This window comes from Streptomyces bobili, assembly GCF_002154575.1.
Taxonomy (GTDB): domain Bacteria; phylum Actinomycetota; class Actinomycetes; order Streptomycetales; family Streptomycetaceae; genus Streptomyces; species Streptomyces bobili.
Genome location: NZ_MUBA01000286.1, coordinates 1 through 20500 on the forward strand (window position 1 = coordinate 1; position 20500 = coordinate 20500).

Genomic DNA, 20500 nt, shown 5'->3' on the forward strand with positions numbered 1-20500 from the left:
GCCCTGCGCGAGGCCGAGGAGGAACTCGGCGTGAGCGGTCTGCCGCGTCCGGAGTTCCTCTTCAAGTTCCTCTACGACGGCGGCGCCCGCGGGACCTGGTGGTCGGCCGTGTACGAGGTGCGCTGCGAGCTGCCGGTGAACCCCCAGGTGGAGGAGGTGGCCTGGCACGCCTTCCTCACCGAGGAGGAGGTCGAGGGCCACCTGGGCGACTGGGAGTGGGTCCCGGACGGCCTCGCGGCGTACGAACGGCTCCAGGCGCCGCGGGCGGCCGACTGAGCGCGGCGAGTCCGCGGACGGGCGGCAGGTAGGGTCCGGCACGTGAGCGAGTTCGTGCGGAACGTCCGGTTGTGGTTCGCGCCCGAAGGGGTCCGGCAGGAGGGGGTGACGCCCGACTACCGGTTCTCGCTGGCCAACGAGCGCACCTTCCTGGCCTGGCTGCGCACCGCGCTCGCGCTGATCGGCGGCGGGTTCGCCGTGGACCAGTTCCTGCCGGACCTGCGCTGGGGCTGGCGGGTGGGGCTGGCGCTCGCGCTGCTCGCGGCCGGCGTGCTGTGCTCCCTGCGGGCGGTGAACCACTGGGTGCGCTGCGAGCGGGCCATGCGGCGGGGCGAGGACCTGCCGGTCTCGCGCTTCCCGGCGCTGCTCGGCGTCCTCGTCGCCGTGGTGGCCGTCGCGATGGTCGTCGTGGTGCTCGTCGGGTGGGAGGGATGAGCGGCGACCGCGATCCGGGGCTCCAGCCGGAGCGGACCCGGCTCGCCTGGCGGCGCACGACACTGTCGAGCACCGTCGCCGCCGTGCTCGGCATGAAGGCGGCCCTGCACGGGGACACCTCGGCGTCCGCGATCGCGGCGTGCGCGGCGTGCGGCGGGCTCTGGCTGGGCTTCCTCGTCCTCGCCCACCACCGCATCCGCGTCCTCGCCTCGACGACCCCTCCCCCGGCCCTGCACCCCCGCCGCGCCACGGCGGCGGCGCTGTGCACGGTGGCGCTGGCGGTGTGTGCGGCGGCGCTGGTGATCTAGCTGTACTGATCCAGCTGTATCGATCCAGCTGTACTGAGCCGCGGCTGCGGATCTCACCGCGTCGTCTCGTCCGGCCAGTCCACCGTCACCACGATCTTTCCGCGGGTACGGCCCTCCTCGCTCCGCCGGTGCGCGTCCGCCGCGCGGTCGAGCGGGAACGTCTCCGAGACGTGGACCGAGACGACGCCCTGCTCGGCCAGCTCCGCGAGCCGGGTGAGGTCGTCGGGGTCGGGGCGGACGAAGGAGTAGTGACCGCCGTAGTCGACGACGTCGCCGTCGGCGATCGACACCAGCCGCCCCTCGGGAGCCAGCAGGTTGGCGGAGGTCTTCAGGGTGTCGCCGCCGATCGTGTCGAAGGCGGCGTCCACACCCTCGGGGGCCAGCCCGCGCACCCGTTCGGCCAGGCCGTCCCCGTAGGTCACGGGCTCGCCGCCCAGGGAGCGTACGAAGTCGTGGTTGGCCTCGCTCGCGGTGCCGATCGGGCGGGCGCCCAGATGGCGGGCGAGCTGCACGGCGATCGAGCCGACGCCGCCCGCCGCCGCGTGGATGAGGACGGTCTCGCCGCGCTTGACCTGGAGGGCCTTGGTGAGGACCTGGTAGGCGGTGAGGCCGACCAGCGGCAGGCCGGCGGCCTGCTCCCAGGTGAGGTTGCGCGGCTTGCGGGCGAGGGTGCGCACGGGGGCGGCGACGTACTCGGCGAACGTACCGCGGGAGAGGAAGTCCTCGCGGACGTAGCCGATCACCTCGTCGCCCACCGAGAACTCGCCGACGGCCGGGCCCGGCTGGACGACGACGCCGGAGACGTCCCAGCCCGGCACGACCGGGAAGACGGCTTCGAGGGCGCCGTCGAGATAGCCCGCCCGGCACTTCCAGTCGACGGGGTTGACGGCGGCCGCCCGCACCTTGACCAGCACGGAGTCGGGGCCGACCTTGGGGTCGCGGACCTCGCCGTACTCGAGGACCTCGGGACCGCCGTACCGGTTGTAGCTGATGCCCTTCATGCCACCGACCCTCCGGGGTACTCGCACGCCACGCAAGCCGGATGCCCGGATATGCGCCTTTCGCGTGGCAGCCTGTCCGACGTCATCCCCGTACCCCCGAAGGTGAGCGTCATGACCACCCTTCACCAGGAGCACCCGGCACACTCCCACGCGCACGGCCCGGAGTGCGGACACCCGCGGGTCCCGCACGGCGACCATGTGGACTACGCGCACGACGGGCACCTGCACCGCGAGCACGGCGGCCACTGGGACGAGTGCGAGCCGGGCGGCCATCTGCCCCACGAGGTGCACGAGCACCGGCACGGCGAGGACTGCGGGCACCCGGGCGTGCTCCACGGTGACCACGTCGACTATCTGCACGACGGGCACCGCCACGCCGAGCACGACGGGCACTGGGACGACCACTGAACACTGGACCGGCCCCGCGCACCTTCCTCACACGGCTCCTCGGGTTCTCCCCGGGGAGCCGTCGCCCTATCGTGGCTCCGATCACTTTGGGCACACCCTCTGGACGTACATACCGACCGGTCGGCATCATGGGGCGGGTTACCGTTCACCCGTCCGTAGGAGCGATGTATGACCCCCGACCACCCGCCCGGACTCGACCTCGACCGGCTGCGCGCCCTGCTCGACCGTGAGCGCCCCGGTCTGGTCGACGGCCCCCTCAGCGGCCGGCTGATCGAGGGCGGACGGTCGAACCTCACCTACGCGGTCACCGACGGCGGATCCCGCTGGGTCGTCCGGCGGCCCCCGCTCGGCCATGTCCTGGCCACCGCGCACGACATGCGGCGCGAGCACCGGGTGATCGACGCCCTGTACCCGACCAGTGTGCCGGTGCCGCGTCCCGTGCTGCTGTGCGAGGACGACGAGGTGCTGGGGGCGCCCTTCTACGTCATGGAGTTCGTCGAGGGCACGCCCTACCGCACGGCCGACCAGCTGGGCCCGCTCGGCCCGGAGCGCACCCGCGGCGCGGTGCTGTCCCTCGTGGACACCCTCGTGGAGCTGCACGCCGTCGATCCGGCCGCCGTCGGCCTCGCCGACTTCGGCCGCCCCGAGGGCTTCCTCGACCGCCAGCTGCGCCGTTGGGGCAAGCAGCTCGACGCCTCCCGCAGCCGTGACCTGGCCGGCATCGACGAGCTGCACGCCGCGCTCGGCCGGTCGCTGCCCTCCTCCCCCGCCCCGGCGGTCGTGCACGGCGACTACCGGCTCGACAACGTGCTGATCGGTGAGGACGACACGATCAGGGCGATCCTCGACTGGGAGATGTCCACGCTCGGTGATCCGCTGACCGACCTGGGCCTGCTGGTGATGTACAGCGTGCCGCTGGAGGTCCCGGAGTCCCCCGTCTCCACCACCGCCTCGGCGCCGGGCCACCCGACGCCCGCCGAGCTGATCGAGCGGTACGCCGCACGCTCGGGGCGCGACGTGTCGGCCGTCTCCTGGTACACGGCGTTCGCCTGGTTCAAGCTCGCCGTGATCCTCGAGGGCATCCACTACCGCTACACGCTGGGCCAGACGGTGGGCCGCGGCTTCGACCGCATCGGCGAGCTGGTTCCCGTCTTCATCCACCACGGCACGACCACTCTCCAGGAAGGCTGACGCCATGGACTTCGCGTTCGACGCACGCACGGAGGAGCTGCGCGCCAGACTGCTCGCCTTCATGGACGAGTACGTCTACCCGGCCGAGGCGGTCGCCGAGGAGCAGCGCGCGCTGCTCGCCTCGCCGTGGGACACCCCGGCGGTCGTGGAGGAGCTGAAGGCCGAGGCCCGCCGCCAGGACCTGTGGAACCTCTTCCTGCCCGACGCCGAGTACGGCGCCGGCCTCACGAACCTCCAGTACGCGCCGCTGGCCGAGATCACCGGCCGCTCCCCGCACCTGGCGCCGACCGCGCTGAACTGTGCCGCGCCCGACACCGGCAACATGGAGGTGCTCTCGCAGTTCGGCAGCGAGCAGCACAAGAAGCAGTGGCTGGAGCCGCTGCTTGCGGGGGAGATCCGCTCGGCGTTCGCCATGACCGAGCCGGAGGTGGCCTCCTCGGACGCCACGAACATCACCACGCTCATCGAGCGGGACGGCGACGACTACCTCGTCACGGGCCGCAAGTGGTACATCTCCGGGGCGATGAACCCGGACTGCACGATCTTCATCGTGATGGGCAAGACGGACCCGGACGGCTCCGACATCCGCCGTCAGCAGTCCATGGTGCTGGTGCCCCGTGACACGCCGGGGGTGACGGTCAAGCGGGCGATGAAGGTCTTCGGGTACGAGGACCACTCGCACGGCGGCCACGCCGAGGTGGTCTTCGACCACGCGCGCGTGCCGGTGACCAACCTGATCGGGGAGGAGGGCGGCGGCTTCGCCATCGCCCAGGCCCGGCTCGGTCCCGGCCGCATCCACCACTGCATGCGGCTGATCGGCATGGCGGAGCGGGCGATCGAGCTGATGTGCCGCCGGGCCGTGTCGCGGGACGCGTTCGGCAAGGCGCTGGCGCAGCAGGGCGTGGTCCACAACTGGATCGCCGACGCGCGGGTGACGGTCGAGCAGCTGCGCCTGCTGGTGCTGAAGACGGCCTGGATGATGGACACGGTGGGCAACCGGGGCGCGCACACCGAGATCCAGTCGATCAAGATCGCGACTCCGCGGGCGGTCGTGGACATCCTGGACCGGGCGATCCAGCTGCACGGGGCGGGCGGGGTCAGCCAGGACTTCCCGCTGGCGGAGCTGTACGCCTCGGCGCGGACGCTGATGATCGCCGACGGGCCGGACGAGGTGCACCAGCGGTCGCTGGCGCGGCGGGAGCTGAAGAAGTACGTGTGAAGCGGGGGAAGGGGCGGCGGGGTTTTCGCCCCCGCCGCCCCTTCGCCCACGCGCCGCGGCTATGGGCGCAGCGCCCTCAGCAGCAGGTCGGCCAGGTGGTCGGCGACCTCCTGCGGGGTCATCGGGCCGTCGGGGCGGTACCAGGTCGACAGGTGGTGCACGGAGCCGAAGTGGTAGTCCACGATCAGGTCGGCCGGGGTCGCCTTCGAGAAGACGCCCTCCTGCTGGCCCTCCTCGATGAGGGCGCGGAAGCGTTCGTGGTAGCGGCGGCGCTCGGCACGGACCTGCTTGTTCTTCTCGGGACTGAGGTGGTGCATCGAGCGGAAGAAGATCGACGCGTCGTCGAGGTTGTCGATCGTCGTGACGACCACGTCGGCCGCCGCGCCCCTGAGGCGCTTCTCGATGGGTTCGTCGGCGTTCGCGAACGCGTCGAGCCGCTCCTGCTGGATGCGCAGCACGCGCGCGTACACCTCGTGCAGGAGGTCGTCCTTGGAGCCGAAGTAGTGGTACAGCGCCCCCTTGGTGACGCCTGCCGCCTCGACGATCTCCTGGACCGAGGTGCGGTCGTAGCCCTGCTCCGCGAAGAGCCGGGTGGCGGCGGCGAGAAGCCGTTGCGGAACAGGCGCCTCTGTACCGTCCGTCGTCCTGGGCACTGCCGCCACCTGCCTTCCGTTCGCCTTACTGGCTGTCTTGCGCGCGGGAACGAAGTTCCCGACGGAGGATCTTCCCACTCGCCGTCTTGGGCAAGTCGGGCAGGATCTCCACCTGCCGCGGATATTTGTAGGCGGCCAGTCTCTCCTTGCAGTACACCGCCAGTTCATCGGGGTCCGTGTCGGCCCCCGGACGCAGGCTGATGTACGCCTTCACCGTCTCCCCGCGGTACCCGTCGGGCACCCCGACGACGGCTGCCTCGCGCACCGCCGGGTGGGTGTACAGCACGTCCTCGACCTCTCGCGGCCAGACCTTGAAGCCGGACGCGTTGATCATGTCCTTCTTGCGGTCGACGACGTACAGCCAGCCCTGTTCGTCCATGAAGCCGATGTCGCCGGTGCGCAGTTCGCCGCCGGGGAAGGTCTCGGCGGTGGCGTCGGGGCGGCGCCAGTAGCCGGGGACCACCTGGGGTCCCCGTACGAGGATCTCGCCCTGTTCGCCGAAGGGCACCTCCTCGCCCCGGTCGTCGACGATCCGTACGACCGTGTCGGGGCCAGGCACGCCGACCGCGAGGGTCCCGGAGGCCGGGTCCACGGGTGCCTCCCGGTGGGGCGGCACGGAGGCGCAGGGGGCGCTGCACTCGGTGAGGCCGTAGCCGTTGCGGATGTAGGGGCCGAAGCCGGCCCGGAACTTCTCCACCAGGGCCGGCGGCAGCGGGGCACCGCCGGAGGAGATGTTCACGAAGGAGGAGAAGTGGTCGCGGGTGACGTCCGGGTGGGCGGCCAGCGCCATGAACGCCGTGGAGGGGCCGACCGTGTAGTGCGGGCGGTGCTCGGCGAACGTCTCCAGGACGAGGCCCGCCTCGAAGCGGTACGTCAGGACGAGCGTGCCCGCGCTGTTCAGGCAGGCGCCGAGCTGGCAGACCATGCCGGTGATGTGGAACAGGGGCGCCAGCGCGTAGTACACGGGCCCCTCGGGCAGGTGCAGGCCGGTGCTCTGCCGTTCGGCGTTGTACATCAGGTTGGCGTGCGTGTTGGTGGCGCCCTTGGGTGCGCCGCTGGTGCCCGAGGTGTAGCTGATCAGGGCGATGCCGGCGGCGGCCGGGTCGCGGTCGGCGGGCGCCGGATGCCCGGCGCGGGCGACGGCGGTGAGGTCGTCGGCGTCCAGGGCCTGCGGGAGCCGTTCGAAGGTGAGCACGCGCGCGTCGCCGCGCGTCTGGAAGTCCAGCTCGCACGCGGTGAGCACGATCCGCACCGGCGAGTCGGCCGCCGCCTCGCGCAGATACGACTCCCAGGCGCGGTCGGCGCAGATCAGCGCGGCCACCTCGCCGTCCCGCAGGACGTGGCCGACCTCCCCCGCCTTGTACATGGGGTTGACGGGGACGACGATCGCGCCCGCCTTCCACGCGCCGAGCACGGCGAGCACGAACTGCGGGGAGTTCTGCAGCAGGACGGCGACCCGGTCGCCCCGCTCCAGGCCACGGGCCACCAGGTGCCCGGCGACCGAGTCGCTCAGCTCGTCCGCCTCGCGGTAGGTGAGCCGGCCGTCGAAGTAGGCGAGGAAGGGGCGCTCCGGGGCCTCGGCGGCAGACCGGCGCAGGGCGTGCACCAGCGAGGTGGCCGGGTCGACCGGGCCGCGCTGGGCTTCGTCGAGGAGGTCCAGCCAGGGCTTGGCGGCGTAGCGGGAGGCGGTCACTCGGCGGCCTCCCACTTCTGCTGGATGTGGTTCATGGTGGACAGCCAGCGCTCGGGGTCGCCGGCCCGTGCCTGGTAGTACCCGGCGACCTCGGGGTGCGGCAGGATCAGGAAGCGGTCCTGCGCGATCCCCTCGAAGAGGGCGTCCGCCACGTCCGCGGGCTCGATCGCGGTCGGCTTGAGGACGAGGTCGCCCGCGGTGCCGCTGGCGTCGAGCATGTCGGTGCGGACACCCTGGGGACAGATCGCGTGGACCTTGATCCCGCGGTGGCGGTACGTCAGCGACAGCCACTCGGCGAAGGCGTACGCGCCGTGCTTGGTCACGCTGTAGGGGGCGGCGCCGATCATGGTGAGCAGTCCGGCGGCGGAGACGGTGGAGACGAACCGGCCCGAGCCGCGCTCCAGCCAGTCGGGGAGTAGTGCGTCCGCCGCGCGGACATGGGCCATCACGTTGACGTCCCAGGCCAGCGCCCACACCGGTTCGCCGACCGCCTCGGACCCGCCCGAGGCGACACCGGCGTTGGCGCAGTAGACGTCGACGGTGCCGCCGAGTGCCTCACGGGCCTCGTCGATGATCGCGGAGGCGTCGCCCGGTACGGCGATCCCGCCGACCTCCTCGGCCACGGCCTTCGCCCGGTCCGCGTCCAGGTCGTTCACGACGACCCGCGCGCCCTCCGCCGCGAAACGCCGGGCGAGCGCGGCACCGATGCCGCCTCCCGCCCCGGTGACGACGACTCCCGCACCTCGAACGGCTTCCACCATCGATCTCCTTCGACCCGGCTCGGGCGCACAGCCCTGCGTCCCGGCCGCCAGACTAACCGGTCGGTATGTTTCAGAAAAGGGGAAGCGCAACACGGTTAAGGGGCGCGGGACCGTATGCGATGTGCGGCTCCGCCGTGGAGCGCGATCAGCCACGCACCCCAGGAGCCGGCATGCATCTGCCCAGACGAACCCTGCTCGCGGCAACGGCGGCAGCCGCCACTCTGCCGGCGACGGCGGCCCCGGCCACCGCGGCCCGCCGCACGGAGACCGGCTTCGAGCGCCTCCGGGCAACCGGTTACGCCCAGCTGAGCGGCGAGCGCACCGGAATCGTCACCAACCCCACCGGCGTCACCCGCGACGTACGCCACATCGTCGACGTGATGCACGCCGACGACCGGGTGGACCTGGTCGCCGTGTTCGGCCCCGAGCACGGTTTCCGGGGCACCGCGCAGGCGGGCGGCTCCGAGGGCCGCCACGACGATCCGGCGACCGGTCTGCCCGTCTACGACACGTACCTCAAGAGCGGACAACCGCTCGCGGACGTGTTCACCGCCTCCGGCGTCGACACGGTCGTCTTCGACATCCAGGACGTCGGCGCCCGCTTCTACACGTACATCTGGACGCTGTACGACTGTATGGAGGCGGCGCGGCTGGCCGGGAAGCGGTTCCTGGTGCTGGACCGGCCGAACCCGGTGACCGGGCGGGCGGCGCTGGGTCCCGTGCTGCACCCGCAGTTCGCGACCTTCGTGGGGCGCGAGCCGATCGCGCAGGCGCACGGGATGACGGTGGCGGAACTGGCCCGGCTGTTCAACGCGGAGTTCCTGGCCGCGCCGGTGGAGCTGGAGACCGTACTCATGAGCGGGTGGCGGCGGGCGGACTGGTACGACGCCTCGGGGCTGCCGTGGGTGCCCGCCAGCCCGAACATGCCGACGCCGGAGACGGCCCTCGTGTACGCCGGGACCTGTCTGTTCGAGGGGACGAACCTGTCGGAGGGCCGGGGCACGACCCGCCCGTTCGAACTCCTCGGCGCGGAGGGCGTCGACGGGCGGTGGGCGGAGGCCGTGAACGCCCTCGGGCTGCCCGGTGTGCGTTTCCGGGAGGCGTATTTCACGCCGTCCTTCTCCAAGTTCCAGGGGAGGACGGTCGGCGGGGTGCAGATCCACGTGGCCGACCGGGACGCCTTCGACCCGGTCCGCACCGGCATCGCCCTCCTGGTGACCGCGAGGAAGGTCTGGAGCGGCTTCGGCTGGCGTGCGGACCACTGGATCGACAAGCTCACGGGCTCGACGTGGGTGCGTACGGCGATCGACAGGGGGGCGGAGGCCGACGAGGTCGTGGCGGGCTGGCAGGAGGAGCTGGCCGCGTTCCGGCGGGTGCGGCGGGAGTATCTGCTGTACCGGTGAGCCCCGGTACCGGTTGAGCCGGTGGGCCGTGACGTCTGGCCAACTCCCGCCGTTCGCAGGACGATGCGCCCACCTGGCGCACGGCTGCGGGGTGAGGGGGCTTTCATGGCGGATCCGGCGATGAGTGTGACTCCCTACTGGGAGGTGACCTTCGACGCCGACGGAGACGTCGACGGCCGACAGCGCAACCGGTTGCTGGCCGGGGTCGCCGAGCGCGGGGTGCGCGATCTGATCGTGTTCGCGCACGGCTGGAACAGCGACCGCTCCGGCGCGACCTCGCTCTACAGCCGTTTCTTCGCCCCCTTCCCCCGCCTCGCCCCGGCGGCACGGATCGGGTACGTCGGTGTCGTGTGGCCGTCGATGCGGTTCTCCGACGAGCCGGTACCCGACCTGCCGCGGTCCGTCGCGGACGGGTCGGCCCGGCGCCCCGCGCTGGACAAGGACACCCGCACCGCGTTGCGGGAGACGTTTCCGGGCAGGGTCACGGTGGTCGAACAGCTCGCGCGGCTGCTGGAGGAGCGGCCTGCCGAGGAGAGCGCGCTGGAGGCGTTCGGGCGGCTGGCGCGGCTCCTGGTGGAGGCCGTACCGCCGGAGCCGCAGGCGCTGTTCGCTGCGGACACCCTGGTGGAGGGCGTGCCGCAGGACGGTCCGGCGATGTTCGCCGACCCCGCGGCGGCGGTCTGCGAGGAGTTCGCGCGGGCGCTGGCCGGGCTCGAAGTGCCGTCCGGTGCCGCCGGGTTCACGGTGCCGAATCCCTGGGACGGCGCGCACGAGCTGCTGCGCCAGGCGACGTACTACGCGATGAAGCGGCGCGCGGGGACGGTGGGTGAGCGGGGGCTGGGGCCGCTGGTCGGGCGGCTGGCCCGCGCGGCGCCTGCGGTGCGGGTGCATCTGGTGGGGCACAGTTTCGGCGGGCGGCTGGTGTCGTTCGCGCTGCGCGGCCTGCCCGAGGGGGTGCGTGCGGTCAAGTCCGTGACGCTGCTCCAGGGGGCCTTCTCGCACTACGCGTTCGCGGCGCGGCTGCCGCACGACCCGCGCGCGGGCGGTGCGCTCCAGGGGCAGCAGCACCGCATCGACGGTCCGCTGGTGTGCTGTCACTCGCGGCACGACACGGCGCTCGGCACGGTGTATCCGCTGGCCTCCCGGATGGCGGGCGACGCGCGCGGGGCGGTCGGGGAGCCGCTCGTGGGCAAGCTCCTGGGCGCCAAGTGGGGGGCGATGGGCTTCGACGGTGTGCGGGCGGTGCCGGGCACGCGCGCGTGCACGCTCACCGAGGCGCTGTCGGCTCCGCTGCCGGTGTCGGGCTGTGTGAACGTGGACGCGGCGGCCGTGGTCCGGCGCGGCGGCCCGCCGTCCGGGGCGCACAGCGACATCGTGCACCCCGAACTGGCGCGGGTCGTGCTGGCGGCGGGCCGCATCCGCTGAGGCCACGGCCCGCCCGTCAACCGGCCACCGGCCACCGGCTACCGGCTACCGGTGCGAGGTGAACTCGACCACCTGCTGGTAGGTGGGCCGGTTCTGCCAACTGATGTTGCCGTGCTTGATGCCGCCCAGGGTGCGCTGGACGATCGAGTCCGCGCACCACTGGTTGCCCGCCGCGCACAGGGTGTCGCCGGGGTAGACCTGGGCCGCGGTCCGGCCGGCCGCCTCCTTCAGAGTGGTCAGGAGGAGGTCGCGGCAGGCGCTGAGAGCGCCTCCGCCGCAGTACTTGCGGCCCAGCGCGCCCTGTACCGGCTCACCGAGCACCGCCCGGATGTCCTTGTCGACATAGCTCCACCAGCCGTACTGGAAGGCGCTGCCGGCGTGTGCGCCGGTCGGGCCGTGCGCGGCCGACGGGGTCTCGTCGATGGGCAGGTTGTTCGTCATGGCGGTGTACAGCGCGGTCCCGAGGCCGGGTTCGAACTCCGCCTTCACCAGCAGCGGCCACCAGGCGTCGAGGATGCGGACGGCGTCCGCGTCGGCGTACGTCTTCGAACCGGCCGTGGTCTCCGTGCGTCGGCCGCCCGCCGCCAGCCAGGTCTGGAGTTTGGCGACCGCGGCCGAGGCCGTGGTGTCGGTGACCGGGGAGCTGTTGACCACCTTCAGCAGGTCCGGCAGGACGTCCTGGGCCCGCAGATCGGCGAGGGCGGCATCCGCCATCGCCTTCGTCAGCGACGCCCTGGTGACACCGCCGGCCTGGACCAGCTTCTTCACCCGGTCCTCCAGCAGGTTGCCGCGGTGCACCGAGCCGTTGCCCCACGGCGCGGTCGCGTAGTCCTTGGCCTGCTTGTTGTTCCAGGAGATGTAGTAGTCCTGGTCGATGGAGTTGGGGTGCTGCGAAGCGGGCGTGTACGCGGCCGTGTTGGTCGTCGGGTCCCAGTTCCGCCACTCGTACGCCGGCTGCGCCCAGACCGGGAACTCGGCGTCGACTCCGCCGGCCCGGACCGGGTTGTCGCCGCTGTTGTAGTAGGCGGTGTGCTCGGAGTCGGCGTAGAACCAGTTGAAGGTGTAGTTGATGTGCTGCACCGCGCTCTGGAAGGACTCCGGTCCCTTGACGTGGTCGGGGTCGTTCAGCATCTGGAAGCCGATGATGGAGTCGGCCTCGTGCAGGAAAGACGAACGCAGGGTGGTGTAGGCGACCTTCTTGCCGCCGACGGTCGCGCGGTACTCGACGGGGCCGTACTTGGTGCGCCAGGCGCGCATCGTGTACGAACCGGCCGCGGTGCCGTCGGCCGTGGTCGGTTTCCAGGCGTTCTTCTGCTCGACCTTCTCCATGGGCGTGCAGGTGCCGCGGTACAGGTAGTGGACGTCGTCCTGGCACAGCTCGACGGCGTAGGTGTCGATGATGTCCTGGCCGGAAGTGGTGGCGCTCCACGCGTAGTCCTGGCCCCGGCCCAGTTCGACGTACATGCTGAGGCCCGCGAAGGAGGCGCCGCGGGCGCTGATGCCGGGGCCCTGGAGTTCCTGGAGCAGCAGGAGCTGCGGGGCGAAGTAGCCGGTCTGCGGGCCGAAGACGGCGACCGGGTGGCCGCTGGCCGTGTGGTCGCCGCTCACCACGAGGGCGTTGGACATGCCACGCCGGGCGGAGCTGACGGCGGTCCGCGCGGCCGTGGTCGAGGCGCCGGTGGCACTGGTGCCGACGGCGCTGCCCGTACGGTCGTACACGAGCGGTTCGGCGACGACCGAGCCGGGGTCGGGCAGGGCCTCGCCCTGCGGGTCGTCGGGCCGGACGGCGTAGGGGAAGCTCTTGCCGTCGTGGAGGGTCATGACGGCCTCGGGGTCGTTGCGCTCGCGGAAGGACTCCCAGACCGCGGTGCCCTGTTCGGCGCCGTACTTCTCCTGTGCGGCGAGCAGCGACAGGGCGTTGTTGACCTCCCCGCCGCCGCCCGAGCCGAAGAGGGCGCCGATGACCGATCCGAGCGCCACCAGGTCGGTGATCTTGAAGTGGGCGATGCTGCCCGCGTTGGTGATTGAGTCCTTGTGGCCCGTGAGGACGTATTCACCGGGGAAGTAGCGGCCACTGTCGGAGGCGTCGATATAGGCGTTGATGCCGGCGAGATAGGCGTTGGCGTCGGCCAGGGCCTGCCGGCCCCGGGCGCCGTTGGTGGCGATCGCGTTGTCGATCTGGGCCTGGAGGTCGGCCTCCGTATAGGGGGCGTGGCGCCAGAACTGCTGCTCCAGGCCCTGGTTGGAGGGATCGCCGCCCGCAAAGGAGGTGAGCTGGCCCCGGCCGACGTGCCGGAAGACGTCCATGAGCCACAGGCGGTCCTCGGCGGCCGCATAACCGGCGCCGAACTCGGTGCCGTATCTGGTGGTACCGGTGATGTGCGGTACGCCCGTCTTCTTGTCGCGGACGATCGTGACGTCACCGCGGCCGGCGGGCTTGACGGTGGAGGCGACTTGATCGGCGGGAACTCCGAAGGACGCGTCGTTGAAGAACGTGTTGATCGTGGCGTTGGTGAGCGTCGTGTGGCCCTTGGCCAGGTTGGCGTAGGGGCCGAGCTGGTCGGCGGCGTGCGCCGGCTGGGTGCCGAAAGCCTGGTTCAGCAGGATCTGGGCCAGCGTGGCGTTGCCGTTCTGGCCGGGCGGCAGGATGTCGGAACACTGGTTGCCGCAGTAGTCGTTGGCGGCGGTGACCTCGGCCGCTGCCGCCGTCTGGGAAAGAGGCGACAAAAGTCCGGCAATCAGGGCGCATATGGATGCGGTCTTCAGGAACCCGGGGATTCGGCCGGGAGTTCTCAGTGTGTCGAGTGCGGTGCGGGAGGTTCGCCGTGACATCGGCAACTCCTAGCGAGGGGGGTGGCGGAGAGGTTACCGCCGGTATCCCCGGAATTGAAGATGAACATGCGTCACTTTTTGGGGTCGCCTCGTCCGGCTTATGTGCGGCATCGGAAAACGGATGGACCGGAAGGGAGCCGAATCGTGTGTCGATACGTCTATTCGGCGACGTCCGTACGACGACGCCGAAGTGACCGAAGTACAGGTGCAGATGTGACGGAGGTGCAAGGCGATGGCCGGTTTCCGGAGTCTGGCGAGACAGGTGCGCGACCCGCGGTGCGATCTGGCACTGCGGCGCTACTCACTCCGCAAGTGCCTTGAGCGATTCGCCCCCTACGGGCACAGGGCGACCTGGGACCATCTGTGCGACCGTGCCGGGTTCGGTCCCGAGGACCGCTCCCCCGATCCGGCGCGGCTCGTGGCCGCACTGGACGAGCTGGAGGCGGCGCGGGCGGTATGGCTGGCCTACGAGGTCGAGTTCGCCGACCGCCGCAGGAAGGAGAAGCACGACGGGCTGCGCCGGCCGGGCAGCGTGGACGACTGGCACCGGATGACCTGGGGCGGCTTCGGCGTCGCCTGGTGCGACGACCCACGGGTCCACCCCCGTGAACCGCTGGCCGAGGTGCTGCGCCGGCTGATCGCCGCACTGGAGCGCGCACCGGGCTGCGGCTGCCCGGTGTGCGGCGGCGAACGGCTCCTGTGGAGGTACGACCTGGACCACGACCCGTCGGCCGGTCCGGTCTGCACGGACTGCGGAATACTCGTCCCGCGCCCCGTGCTCACGCCCGAGGCCCTGGCGTACGCCAGGCGCGGACGGCTGCTCGTGTCGGCCTGATCCCGCACGGGGTCCGAGTGAACGGCGGGGGTGCGCCGGGGATGCCGCACCCCCTGTCCCATACCGTTCCGCCCCACCCTCAGCCGGTGGCGGAGGGGCGGCCGTACCCGTACGGGTGCGCCCAGCGTTGGTCGTAGGGCGGGGCTGCGCAAGGGAGTTCGTCCCGTCGGGACTCCGCGCGCGGCGTCGCCGCAGGCCGAAGGGAGCGACGTTACCAGCGGCAATTCGGTCGCTCCAGCCCTTTCCCGCGGGGAGAGTTGGGGGCGATGAGACATCCCTGATCCCGCTGGAGGAGCCCATGTCGACGCTGCGCGTCACCGCCGAAGTGCTGACCGTCCACGAGCATCCGGACGCCGACGCCCTCGAACTGGCCCAGGTCGGCCTGTACCGGGCCGTCGTCGCCAAGGGCGCCTACCGCACGGGCGAGGCGGCCGTGTACATCCCGGAACAGTCCGTGCTGCCGGCCGGACTGATCGAGGAGCTGGGGCTCACCGGACGCCTGGCGGGCGGCAACGCGGACCGGGTCAAGGCGGTACGGCTGCGCGGCGAGCTGTCGCAGGGCATCGTGTGCCGGCCGAAGGCGCTGGCGGACGTCGATCTCGCGCGGGCCGTGAAGGAGGGGACCGACTTCGCGGAGCGGCTGGGCATCGTCAAATGGGTGCCGCCGATCCCGCCCACGATGAGCGGCGACGTGGAGCCCGCGCCGGATCTGCTGCCCTGGGTCGACATCGAGAACATCCAGCGCTATCCGGACATCTTCACGGCCGGCGAGCCGGTGGTCCTCACCGAGAAGCTGCACGGTTCGGCGTGCCTGATGACGTACGTCGCCGACGAGGGGCGGGTGTACGTCTCCTCCAAGGGCTTCGGCGCGAAGTCGCTGGCGCTGAAGGAGGACGAGCGCAACCTGTACTGGCGTGCCGTCCGCGGCCACGGCGTCCCCGAGACGGCCGCCCGTCTCGCCGAGCGGCTGGGCGCGCGGCGGATCGGCATCTTCGGCGAGGTGTACGGCGCGGGGGTGCAGGACCTGACGTACGGCGCCGACGGGCGCCGGGACACCCTCGGGTACGCGGTGTTCGACGTGTCCGCGGAGATCGGGGGTGCGGTGCGGTGGCTGGACGCGGGGTCCGTGCTGGGGGACGAACTGCCGTTGGTGCCGCGGCTGTTCGAGGGGCCGTACGACAGCGCGCGGGTGCTGGAGCTGGCCGCCGGGCGGGAGACGGTGTCGGGACGGGGACTGCATCTGCGGGAGGGGGTGGTGATACGCCCGGCCGTGGAGCGGTACAGCCCGGTGACCGGGGGGCGGGCCATCGCCAAGGCGGTGAGTGCGGCATATCTGACGCGGAAGGGTGGGACGGAGTACGAGTGAGAGGCCTCGGCTGTCCGCAGGGCCGGCCGGCCCGCGTCAGGTCAGCCGCAGCGGTCCCTCTCCGGGGCCGGGGCCGGGGTCGGACCGGGCTTTCGTTCCGGCAGGAGGCGGGAGCCTGTGATCCGGTCGCCCGAGGTGTCGTTCGGATTGGAGAGGATGCAGGAGTCGAGGGAGAGGCAGCCGCAGCCGATGCAGTCGGTGAGGTGGTCGCGCAGGCGGTTGAGCTGCTTGATGCGTTCGTCGAGTTCGACGCGCCAGGTCTCCGAGAGGCGGGCCCAGTCCTCACGGTTCGGGGTGCGCTCCTCGGGGAGTTCCGCGAGGGCCTCGCGGATGGTGGCCAGTGGGATGCCCACGCGCTGCGCGGCGCGGACGAAGGCGACCCGGCGAAGCGTGTCACGGGTGTAGCGGCGCTGGTTGCCGACCGTGCGTCGACTGCTGATCAGGCCCTTGGACTCGTAGAAGTGCAGGGCGGAGACGGCGGCACCGCTGCGGGCGGCAACCTGGCCGACGGTGAGTTCGTGGATCGTCTCTGGAATCTTCGGCACCCGCCGCAGCCTACCCATCGCGCCGGACCCCGGTCCGTTGACATGACCTCCCGCACCGACCATGCTAAGCAGTCGCTTAGACATTCCGTGAGCGCGAGAGAGGCCGCAGACATGGCAGAGCCGAGGATCTTCACGTCCCCCGACGAGCTGAAGGCGGCGGTGGGCGAGCATCTGGGGTACACCGACTGGCTGGAGGTCGACCAGAAGCGGATCGACCTCTTCGCGGAGGCCACCGGGGACCACCAGTGGATCCACGTCGATCCGGAGCGCGCGGCCTCGGGCCCGTTCGGGACCACCATCGCGCACGGCTATCTGACCCTGTCGCTGCTGCCCCTGTTCGGCCCTCAGCTGATTGCGGTCGAGGGCGTGAAGATGGGCGTCAACTACGGCTCGAACAAGGTCCGTTTCCCCGCGCCCGTCCCGGTCGGCTCGCGGCTGCGCGCCACCGCTGCCATCTCCGGCGTCGACGACGTCCCCGGCGGCGTCCAGGTCACCGTGGCGTTCACCGTGGAGCGCGAGGGCGGGGACAAGCCGGTGTGCGTGGCGGAGTCGGTGTCCCGCTACTACCTCTGAGCGCGAGGCCGCGGCACGGCTAGTCCGCCTGCTTCGCCGCGCCCACCATCCGCAGCACGAGGTCGGCGTACAGCGCGCCGACCTCGTCGGGGGTGCGCGGGCCGTCCACGTTGAACCAGCGGGCCACGTCGATGCACAGGGACAGCACCGCGAGCGTCGTCCCGTGCACGTCGATGACGTCGAACTCGCCGCTCGCCACGCCCTCCTCGATGATCCCGCGCACCTCGCCGTCGACCTGGCGGCGCAGCGCGAGGATCTCGGCGCGGGCTTCGGGTCCGAGGGCGTCCAGTTCGTACTGGACGACCCGCGCGGTGGTGCGCCGGCCCGCGTGCCAGCGGACAAAGGAGCTGACGGCCTCCGCGAGCCGGTCCGTCGCGCTGCCCTCGGTGCGCGCGGCTGTGCGCAGGATGTCCAGTGCACGGTCGTGGCCGATCCGGCTGATGCGGTGGAGCAGCTCTTCCTTGGTCTTGTAGTGGATGTAGAGCGCTGCCGGGCTCATCCCCGCGCGGCCCGCGATGTCACGGGTCGTCGTCGCGTGGTAGCCGCGCTCGGCGAAGGCCTCCACGGCGGCGACGAGCAGTCGCCGGGCCGCGTCAGGGGTGACCCCTTCCCACGGCTCGGTCTCGCCGCCGGCCGTGTCCTGCGCCGTACTCATCGCTCGTTCGCCCCTCTCGGTACCCGGAGCACCACCATACCGCCGAAGGTGAGCGCTCGCTTAGAGTGCCCGCTGGGCGACGGCTCAGAGCTTTTCGAAGGGGTTGTACACGCGGGCCGTGGCGTCCTGCCGGTCCCTGATCACCTTGGCCAGGGTGAAGGCCGAGGTGACGAGGTAGAGGACGGCGATGCCGAGGAAGGCGCGCACCCAGGAGTCGGCGTCCAGCCGGTAGATGCCGATGGCGGTCGCGGCCATGGCGACGGCGAAAGACGCGACCGCCTGGCCGTAGAAGGCGGCGGTGTTCTGCTTGACCGGTGTCTCACTCATGGGAGAAGCGTCCGCCAGGTGAGGCCGTGCCACATCCGTCCGGCTACTCAGAACGTACTCAGAACGCCGAGACCCCCGTGAGCGCCCGCCCGATGACCAGTTTCTGGATCTGGCTCGTGCCCTCGTACAGGGTCATCACGCGGGCGTCACGCAACAGCTTGCCCGCCGGGTACTCGTCGATGTAGCCGTAGCCGCCGTAGACCTGGAGGGCGTTGTTGGCGGCGCGGACGGCCGCCTCGGAGGCGAAGAGCTTGGCCTTGGAGGACTCGACGGTGAAGGGCAGCCCGCGGTCGACGAGGTCCGCGACCCGCCAGGTCAGCAGACGGGCCGCGTCCACGTCGACCGCGATGTCGCTGATCAGTTCCTGGACGAGCTGGTGGTGGGCGATGGTCCTGCCGAACTGCTCGCGCTCCCCCGCGTACCGCACGGCCGCGTCCAGGGCGGCCTGGGCTATGCCGACGCAGCCCGCGGCGACCGACATCCGGCCCTTGGCCAGGGCGGACATCGCGACGGAGAACCCCTTGCCCTCCGGGCCGAGCAGTGCGGACGCGGGCACCCGGACGTCGTCCAGGACCAGTTCGGCGGTGGCCTGGCCGCGCAGGCCGAGCTTGCCGTGGAGTGTGCGCCGGGTCAGGCCAGGGGTGTCGGTGGGGACGAGGAAGGCGGAGACGCCCTTGTGGCCGGGGGCGTCCGTGGAGCGGGCGAACAGCAGCACGACGTCGGCCCAGGTGCCGTTGGTGATGAACATCTTCGTGCCGCTGATGACGTAGCTGTCGCCGTCGCGGACCGCGCGGGTGGTGAGGTTCCCGGCGTCGGAGCCGGTGCCGGGCTCGGTGAGGCCGAAGCAGCCGAGGGACGCGCCGGAGGTCAGCCCCGGCAGCCAGCGCCGCTTCTGCTCCTCGTCGCCCCAGGCCGCGATCGTCTTGGCGACCAGGCCGAGGGAGACGGAGACGATGCCGCGCACGGAGGAGTCGCCGCGGCCCAGCTCCTCGGTGACCAGGCAGTACGCGAGATGGTCGCCGCCGGAGCCGCCGTACTCCTCGTCGATCGTCAGGCCCAGGAAGCCGACCTCGCCGAGCTTCTTCACGACGGACCGGTCGACCTCCTCGGCTCGGTCCCAGGCGACGGCGTGGGGGGTGATCTCCCGGTCGACGAAGTCCCGGGCGAGCCGGCGTACGGCTTCCTGCTCCTCGCTGAGCCCCAGATGCATGGCGCGTCACCCCACAGAGAATGTGATCGAGATTTAAATTAGCACTGCTAGTTTGTTGTTCGCAGCCCTACTATGTGCGCCATGGCCCGACCGCGCAAGCCCTTGCTGAGCATCGACCGCATCGTCGCGACGGCTCGCGCGCTCGTGGACACGGAAGGCCTCGCGGCGCTCTCCACCCGGCGGCTCGCCGCCGAACTCGGGGTCAGCGGGCCCTCGCTCTACAACCACTTCCGCACCAAGGACGAGATCCTGGAGGCGGTCGCCGACTCGGTGAGCGCCCAGGTCGACCTGTCGATGTTCGAGGACGGCCGGCCGTGGCGGACGGCGCTGCACGACTGGGCGGTCTCCTACCGGACCGCCCTGCGCGACCATCCGAACATCGTCCCGGTCCTCTCCCGCGGCCCCGGCCGCCGCCCGGCCGCGCTGCGGCTCGCCGACGCGGTCTACGGCGCGATGGTCGAGGCGGGCTGGCCGCCCGCGCAGGCCACCTCGATCGGCGCGCTGATGCGGTACTTCATCATGGGCTCCGCGCTCGGCTCCTTCGCCGGCGGTTTCGTGGACGACCGCAGCGCCTACGACCCGGCCGACTACCCGCACCTCGGCCAGGCCCATCTGCTCGCCGACCAGCAGGAGAAGGTCGACGAGCGGGCCTTCGAGACGGGCCTCGCGGCGCTGCTGGACGGGCTGACGCAGCAGTACGAGCGGCTGGGGCGCACGGCCTGAAGGACGAGGTGCGATCCGGGCGCGGACACTTCGGCGCCCGCCGAACCGTCCGTGTCCCATCCTGGGGACCATGACCACGAGGGATCCCCGCGCCCCGCAGCTGGCCCGGCTGGCCGCTCTGCTCGCCGACGAGACACGCGCCGCGTGTCTGCTGGCCCTGCTCGACGGCCGGGCCTGGACCGCGGGCGAGCTGGCCCGGCACGCGGGAGTCGCCGCCTCGACGCTGAGCGAGCACCTCGGCAAGCTCGTCGCCGGCGGGATGCTCGCCGAGGAACGGCAGGGCCGCCACCGGTACGTGCGGCTCGCCGACGCGCGGATCGCCCAGCTCGTGGAGGACCTGACCGCCCAGATCGCCCCCGCCGGGGCGGTACCGCCCCAGAACCTGCGGGAGTCGAGCGCCGGGTCCGCGATGGCACGCGGGCGGACCTGCTACGACCATCTCGCCGGGCGGCTCGGCATCGCCGTCACCGACGCCCTCACCGCGCGCGGGCTGCTCGTCCAGGACACCGGGTTCGCGCTCACGGGCGCGGGACTCGACTGGTTCGCCGGCGCCGGCATCTCCCTGGACCGCGCGGGCCGCCGTCCGCTGGCCCGCGCCTGCCTCGACTGGACCGAGCGGCGGCCCCATCTCGCCGGGGTCGCGGGCGCCGCCCTGTGCCGG

22 protein-coding genes are annotated in these 20500 nt (G+C 71.8%); 13 read left to right on the forward strand and 9 right to left on the reverse strand.

Features of this window, described 5'->3' with window-relative positions; all coding sequences use genetic code 11:
• From BZL64_RS22890 to BZL64_RS22900, 3 genes are all read left to right on the forward strand, one after another.
• A partial coding sequence (locus BZL64_RS22890; RefSeq protein ID WP_483025105.1) for an NUDIX hydrolase occupies nt 1-276 on the forward strand: 276 nt, incomplete at its 5' end.
• Between the two features lie 42 nt (nt 277-318).
• On the forward strand, nt 319-711 hold the full coding sequence (locus BZL64_RS22895; protein WP_086771076.1) for a YidH family protein: 393 nt from the start codon (nt 319-321) through the stop codon (nt 709-711).
• Nucleotides 708-1019 (forward strand): DUF202 domain-containing protein, encoded by a 312-nt coding sequence (locus BZL64_RS22900; RefSeq protein WP_086771077.1) that lies wholly within the window; start codon nt 708-710, stop codon nt 1017-1019. The genes BZL64_RS22895 and BZL64_RS22900 overlap by 4 nt, the downstream gene beginning before the upstream one ends.
• Nucleotides 1020-1072: 53 nt before the next feature.
• Here the strand turns inward: BZL64_RS22900 and BZL64_RS22905 are convergent, their stop codons facing one another.
• A complete protein-coding gene (locus BZL64_RS22905; RefSeq protein WP_086771078.1) occupies nt 1073-2020 on the reverse strand; it encodes an NADP-dependent oxidoreductase in 948 nt (315 codons plus the stop codon).
• Nucleotides 2021-2131: 111 nt separating this feature from the next.
• On the opposite strand from BZL64_RS22905, the gene BZL64_RS22910 reads away from it, so the two are divergent.
• From BZL64_RS22910 to BZL64_RS22920, 3 genes are all read left to right on the forward strand, one after another.
• A complete protein-coding gene (locus BZL64_RS22910) occupies nt 2132-2428 on the forward strand; it encodes a hypothetical protein (RefSeq protein WP_086771096.1) in 297 nt (98 codons plus the stop codon).
• A gap of 168 nt (nt 2429-2596) precedes the next feature.
• The gene (locus tag BZL64_RS22915; protein ID WP_086771079.1) at nt 2597-3619 is read left to right on the forward strand and encodes a phosphotransferase family protein; all 1023 of its coding nucleotides are present in this window, start codon (nt 2597-2599) and stop codon (nt 3617-3619) included.
• Nucleotides 3620-3623: 4 nt separating this feature from the next.
• Nucleotides 3624-4838 (forward strand): acyl-CoA dehydrogenase family protein, encoded by a 1215-nt coding sequence (locus BZL64_RS22920; protein ID WP_086771080.1) that lies wholly within the window; start codon nt 3624-3626, stop codon nt 4836-4838.
• Nucleotides 4839-4897: 59 nt separating this feature from the next.
• Here BZL64_RS22920 and BZL64_RS22925 read toward each other — a convergent pair whose 3' ends face one another.
• The 3 genes from BZL64_RS22925 to BZL64_RS22935 are packed head-to-tail and all read right to left on the reverse strand — an operon-like array spanning nt 4898 to nt 7945.
• Nucleotides 4898-5491: a TetR/AcrR family transcriptional regulator gene (locus BZL64_RS22925; RefSeq protein WP_086771081.1), complete on the reverse strand. Its 594-nt coding sequence runs from the start codon at nt 5489-5491 to the stop codon at nt 4898-4900.
• Nucleotides 5492-5516: 25 nt separating this feature from the next.
• Nucleotides 5517-7184, reverse strand: a complete 1668-nt coding sequence (locus BZL64_RS22930) for a class I adenylate-forming enzyme family protein (RefSeq protein ID WP_086771082.1) — start codon at nt 7182-7184, stop codon at nt 5517-5519.
• A complete protein-coding gene (locus tag BZL64_RS22935; RefSeq protein WP_086771083.1) occupies nt 7181-7945 on the reverse strand; it encodes an SDR family oxidoreductase in 765 nt (254 codons plus the stop codon). Before BZL64_RS22935 ends, BZL64_RS22930 begins: the two co-directional genes overlap by 4 nt.
• Before the next feature lie 170 nt (nt 7946-8115).
• Between BZL64_RS22935 and BZL64_RS22940 the strand changes: the two genes are divergently transcribed.
• On the forward strand, nt 8116-9348 hold the full coding sequence (locus BZL64_RS22940) for an exo-beta-N-acetylmuramidase NamZ family protein (protein ID WP_086771084.1): 1233 nt from the start codon (nt 8116-8118) through the stop codon (nt 9346-9348).
• 105 nt (nt 9349-9453) lie between these two features.
• On the forward strand, nt 9454-10773 hold the full coding sequence (locus BZL64_RS22945) for a serine-threonine protein kinase (RefSeq protein WP_086771085.1): 1320 nt from the start codon (nt 9454-9456) through the stop codon (nt 10771-10773).
• A gap of 45 nt (nt 10774-10818) precedes the next feature.
• Here BZL64_RS22945 and BZL64_RS22950 read toward each other — a convergent pair whose 3' ends face one another.
• Nucleotides 10819-13605 carry a penicillin acylase family protein gene (locus BZL64_RS22950; protein WP_086771086.1) on the reverse strand — a complete coding sequence of 929 codons (2787 nt, stop codon included), beginning with the start codon at nt 13603-13605 and terminating at the stop codon, nt 10819-10821.
• Between the two features lie 232 nt (nt 13606-13837).
• Here BZL64_RS22950 and BZL64_RS22955 point away from each other — a divergent pair, with 232 nt between their 5' ends.
• Both BZL64_RS22955 and BZL64_RS22960 read left to right on the forward strand, forming a co-directional pair.
• Nucleotides 13838-14440 (forward strand): hypothetical protein, encoded by a 603-nt coding sequence (locus BZL64_RS22955; protein ID WP_086771087.1) that lies wholly within the window; start codon nt 13838-13840, stop codon nt 14438-14440.
• Between the two features lie 298 nt (nt 14441-14738).
• Nucleotides 14739-15806 carry an RNA ligase (ATP) gene (locus tag BZL64_RS22960; RefSeq protein WP_086771088.1) on the forward strand — a complete coding sequence of 356 codons (1068 nt, stop codon included), beginning with the start codon at nt 14739-14741 and terminating at the stop codon, nt 15804-15806.
• Nucleotides 15807-15847: 41 nt separating this feature from the next.
• On the opposite strand, the gene soxR is transcribed toward BZL64_RS22960, so the two are convergent.
• Nucleotides 15848-16351 (reverse strand): redox-sensitive transcriptional activator SoxR, encoded by a 504-nt coding sequence (gene soxR / locus BZL64_RS22965; protein ID WP_086771089.1) that lies wholly within the window; start codon nt 16349-16351, stop codon nt 15848-15850.
• 111 nt (nt 16352-16462) lie between these two features.
• Here soxR and BZL64_RS22970 point away from each other — a divergent pair, with 111 nt between their 5' ends.
• On the forward strand, nt 16463-16924 hold the full coding sequence (locus BZL64_RS22970; RefSeq protein WP_086771090.1) for a MaoC family dehydratase: 462 nt from the start codon (nt 16463-16465) through the stop codon (nt 16922-16924).
• A 19-nt stretch (nt 16925-16943) separates the two neighbouring features.
• On the opposite strand, the gene BZL64_RS22975 is transcribed toward BZL64_RS22970, so the two are convergent.
• The 3 genes from BZL64_RS22975 to BZL64_RS22985 all read right to left on the reverse strand — a co-directional run bounded on the left by BZL64_RS22975 (nt 16944) and on the right by BZL64_RS22985 (nt 19116).
• Nucleotides 16944-17579, reverse strand: coding sequence for a TetR/AcrR family transcriptional regulator (locus BZL64_RS22975; RefSeq protein ID WP_086771091.1), 636 nt, complete (start codon nt 17577-17579; stop codon nt 16944-16946).
• Nucleotides 17580-17663: 84 nt separating this feature from the next.
• Complete coding sequence (locus BZL64_RS22980; protein ID WP_086771092.1) at nt 17664-17906, reverse strand: YiaA/YiaB family inner membrane protein; 243 nt, start codon at nt 17904-17906, stop codon at nt 17664-17666.
• Between the two features lie 58 nt (nt 17907-17964).
• A complete protein-coding gene (locus BZL64_RS22985; RefSeq protein ID WP_086771093.1) occupies nt 17965-19116 on the reverse strand; it encodes an acyl-CoA dehydrogenase family protein in 1152 nt (383 codons plus the stop codon).
• 81 nt (nt 19117-19197) lie between these two features.
• Between BZL64_RS22985 and BZL64_RS22990 the strand changes: the two genes are divergently transcribed.
• Nucleotides 19198-19839 carry a TetR/AcrR family transcriptional regulator gene (locus BZL64_RS22990; RefSeq protein WP_086771094.1) on the forward strand — a complete coding sequence of 214 codons (642 nt, stop codon included), beginning with the start codon at nt 19198-19200 and terminating at the stop codon, nt 19837-19839.
• Between the two features lie 70 nt (nt 19840-19909).
• Nucleotides 19910-20500 (forward strand): ArsR/SmtB family transcription factor (locus tag BZL64_RS22995; RefSeq protein WP_086771095.1); only part of this gene is annotated, 591 nt, incomplete at its 3' end.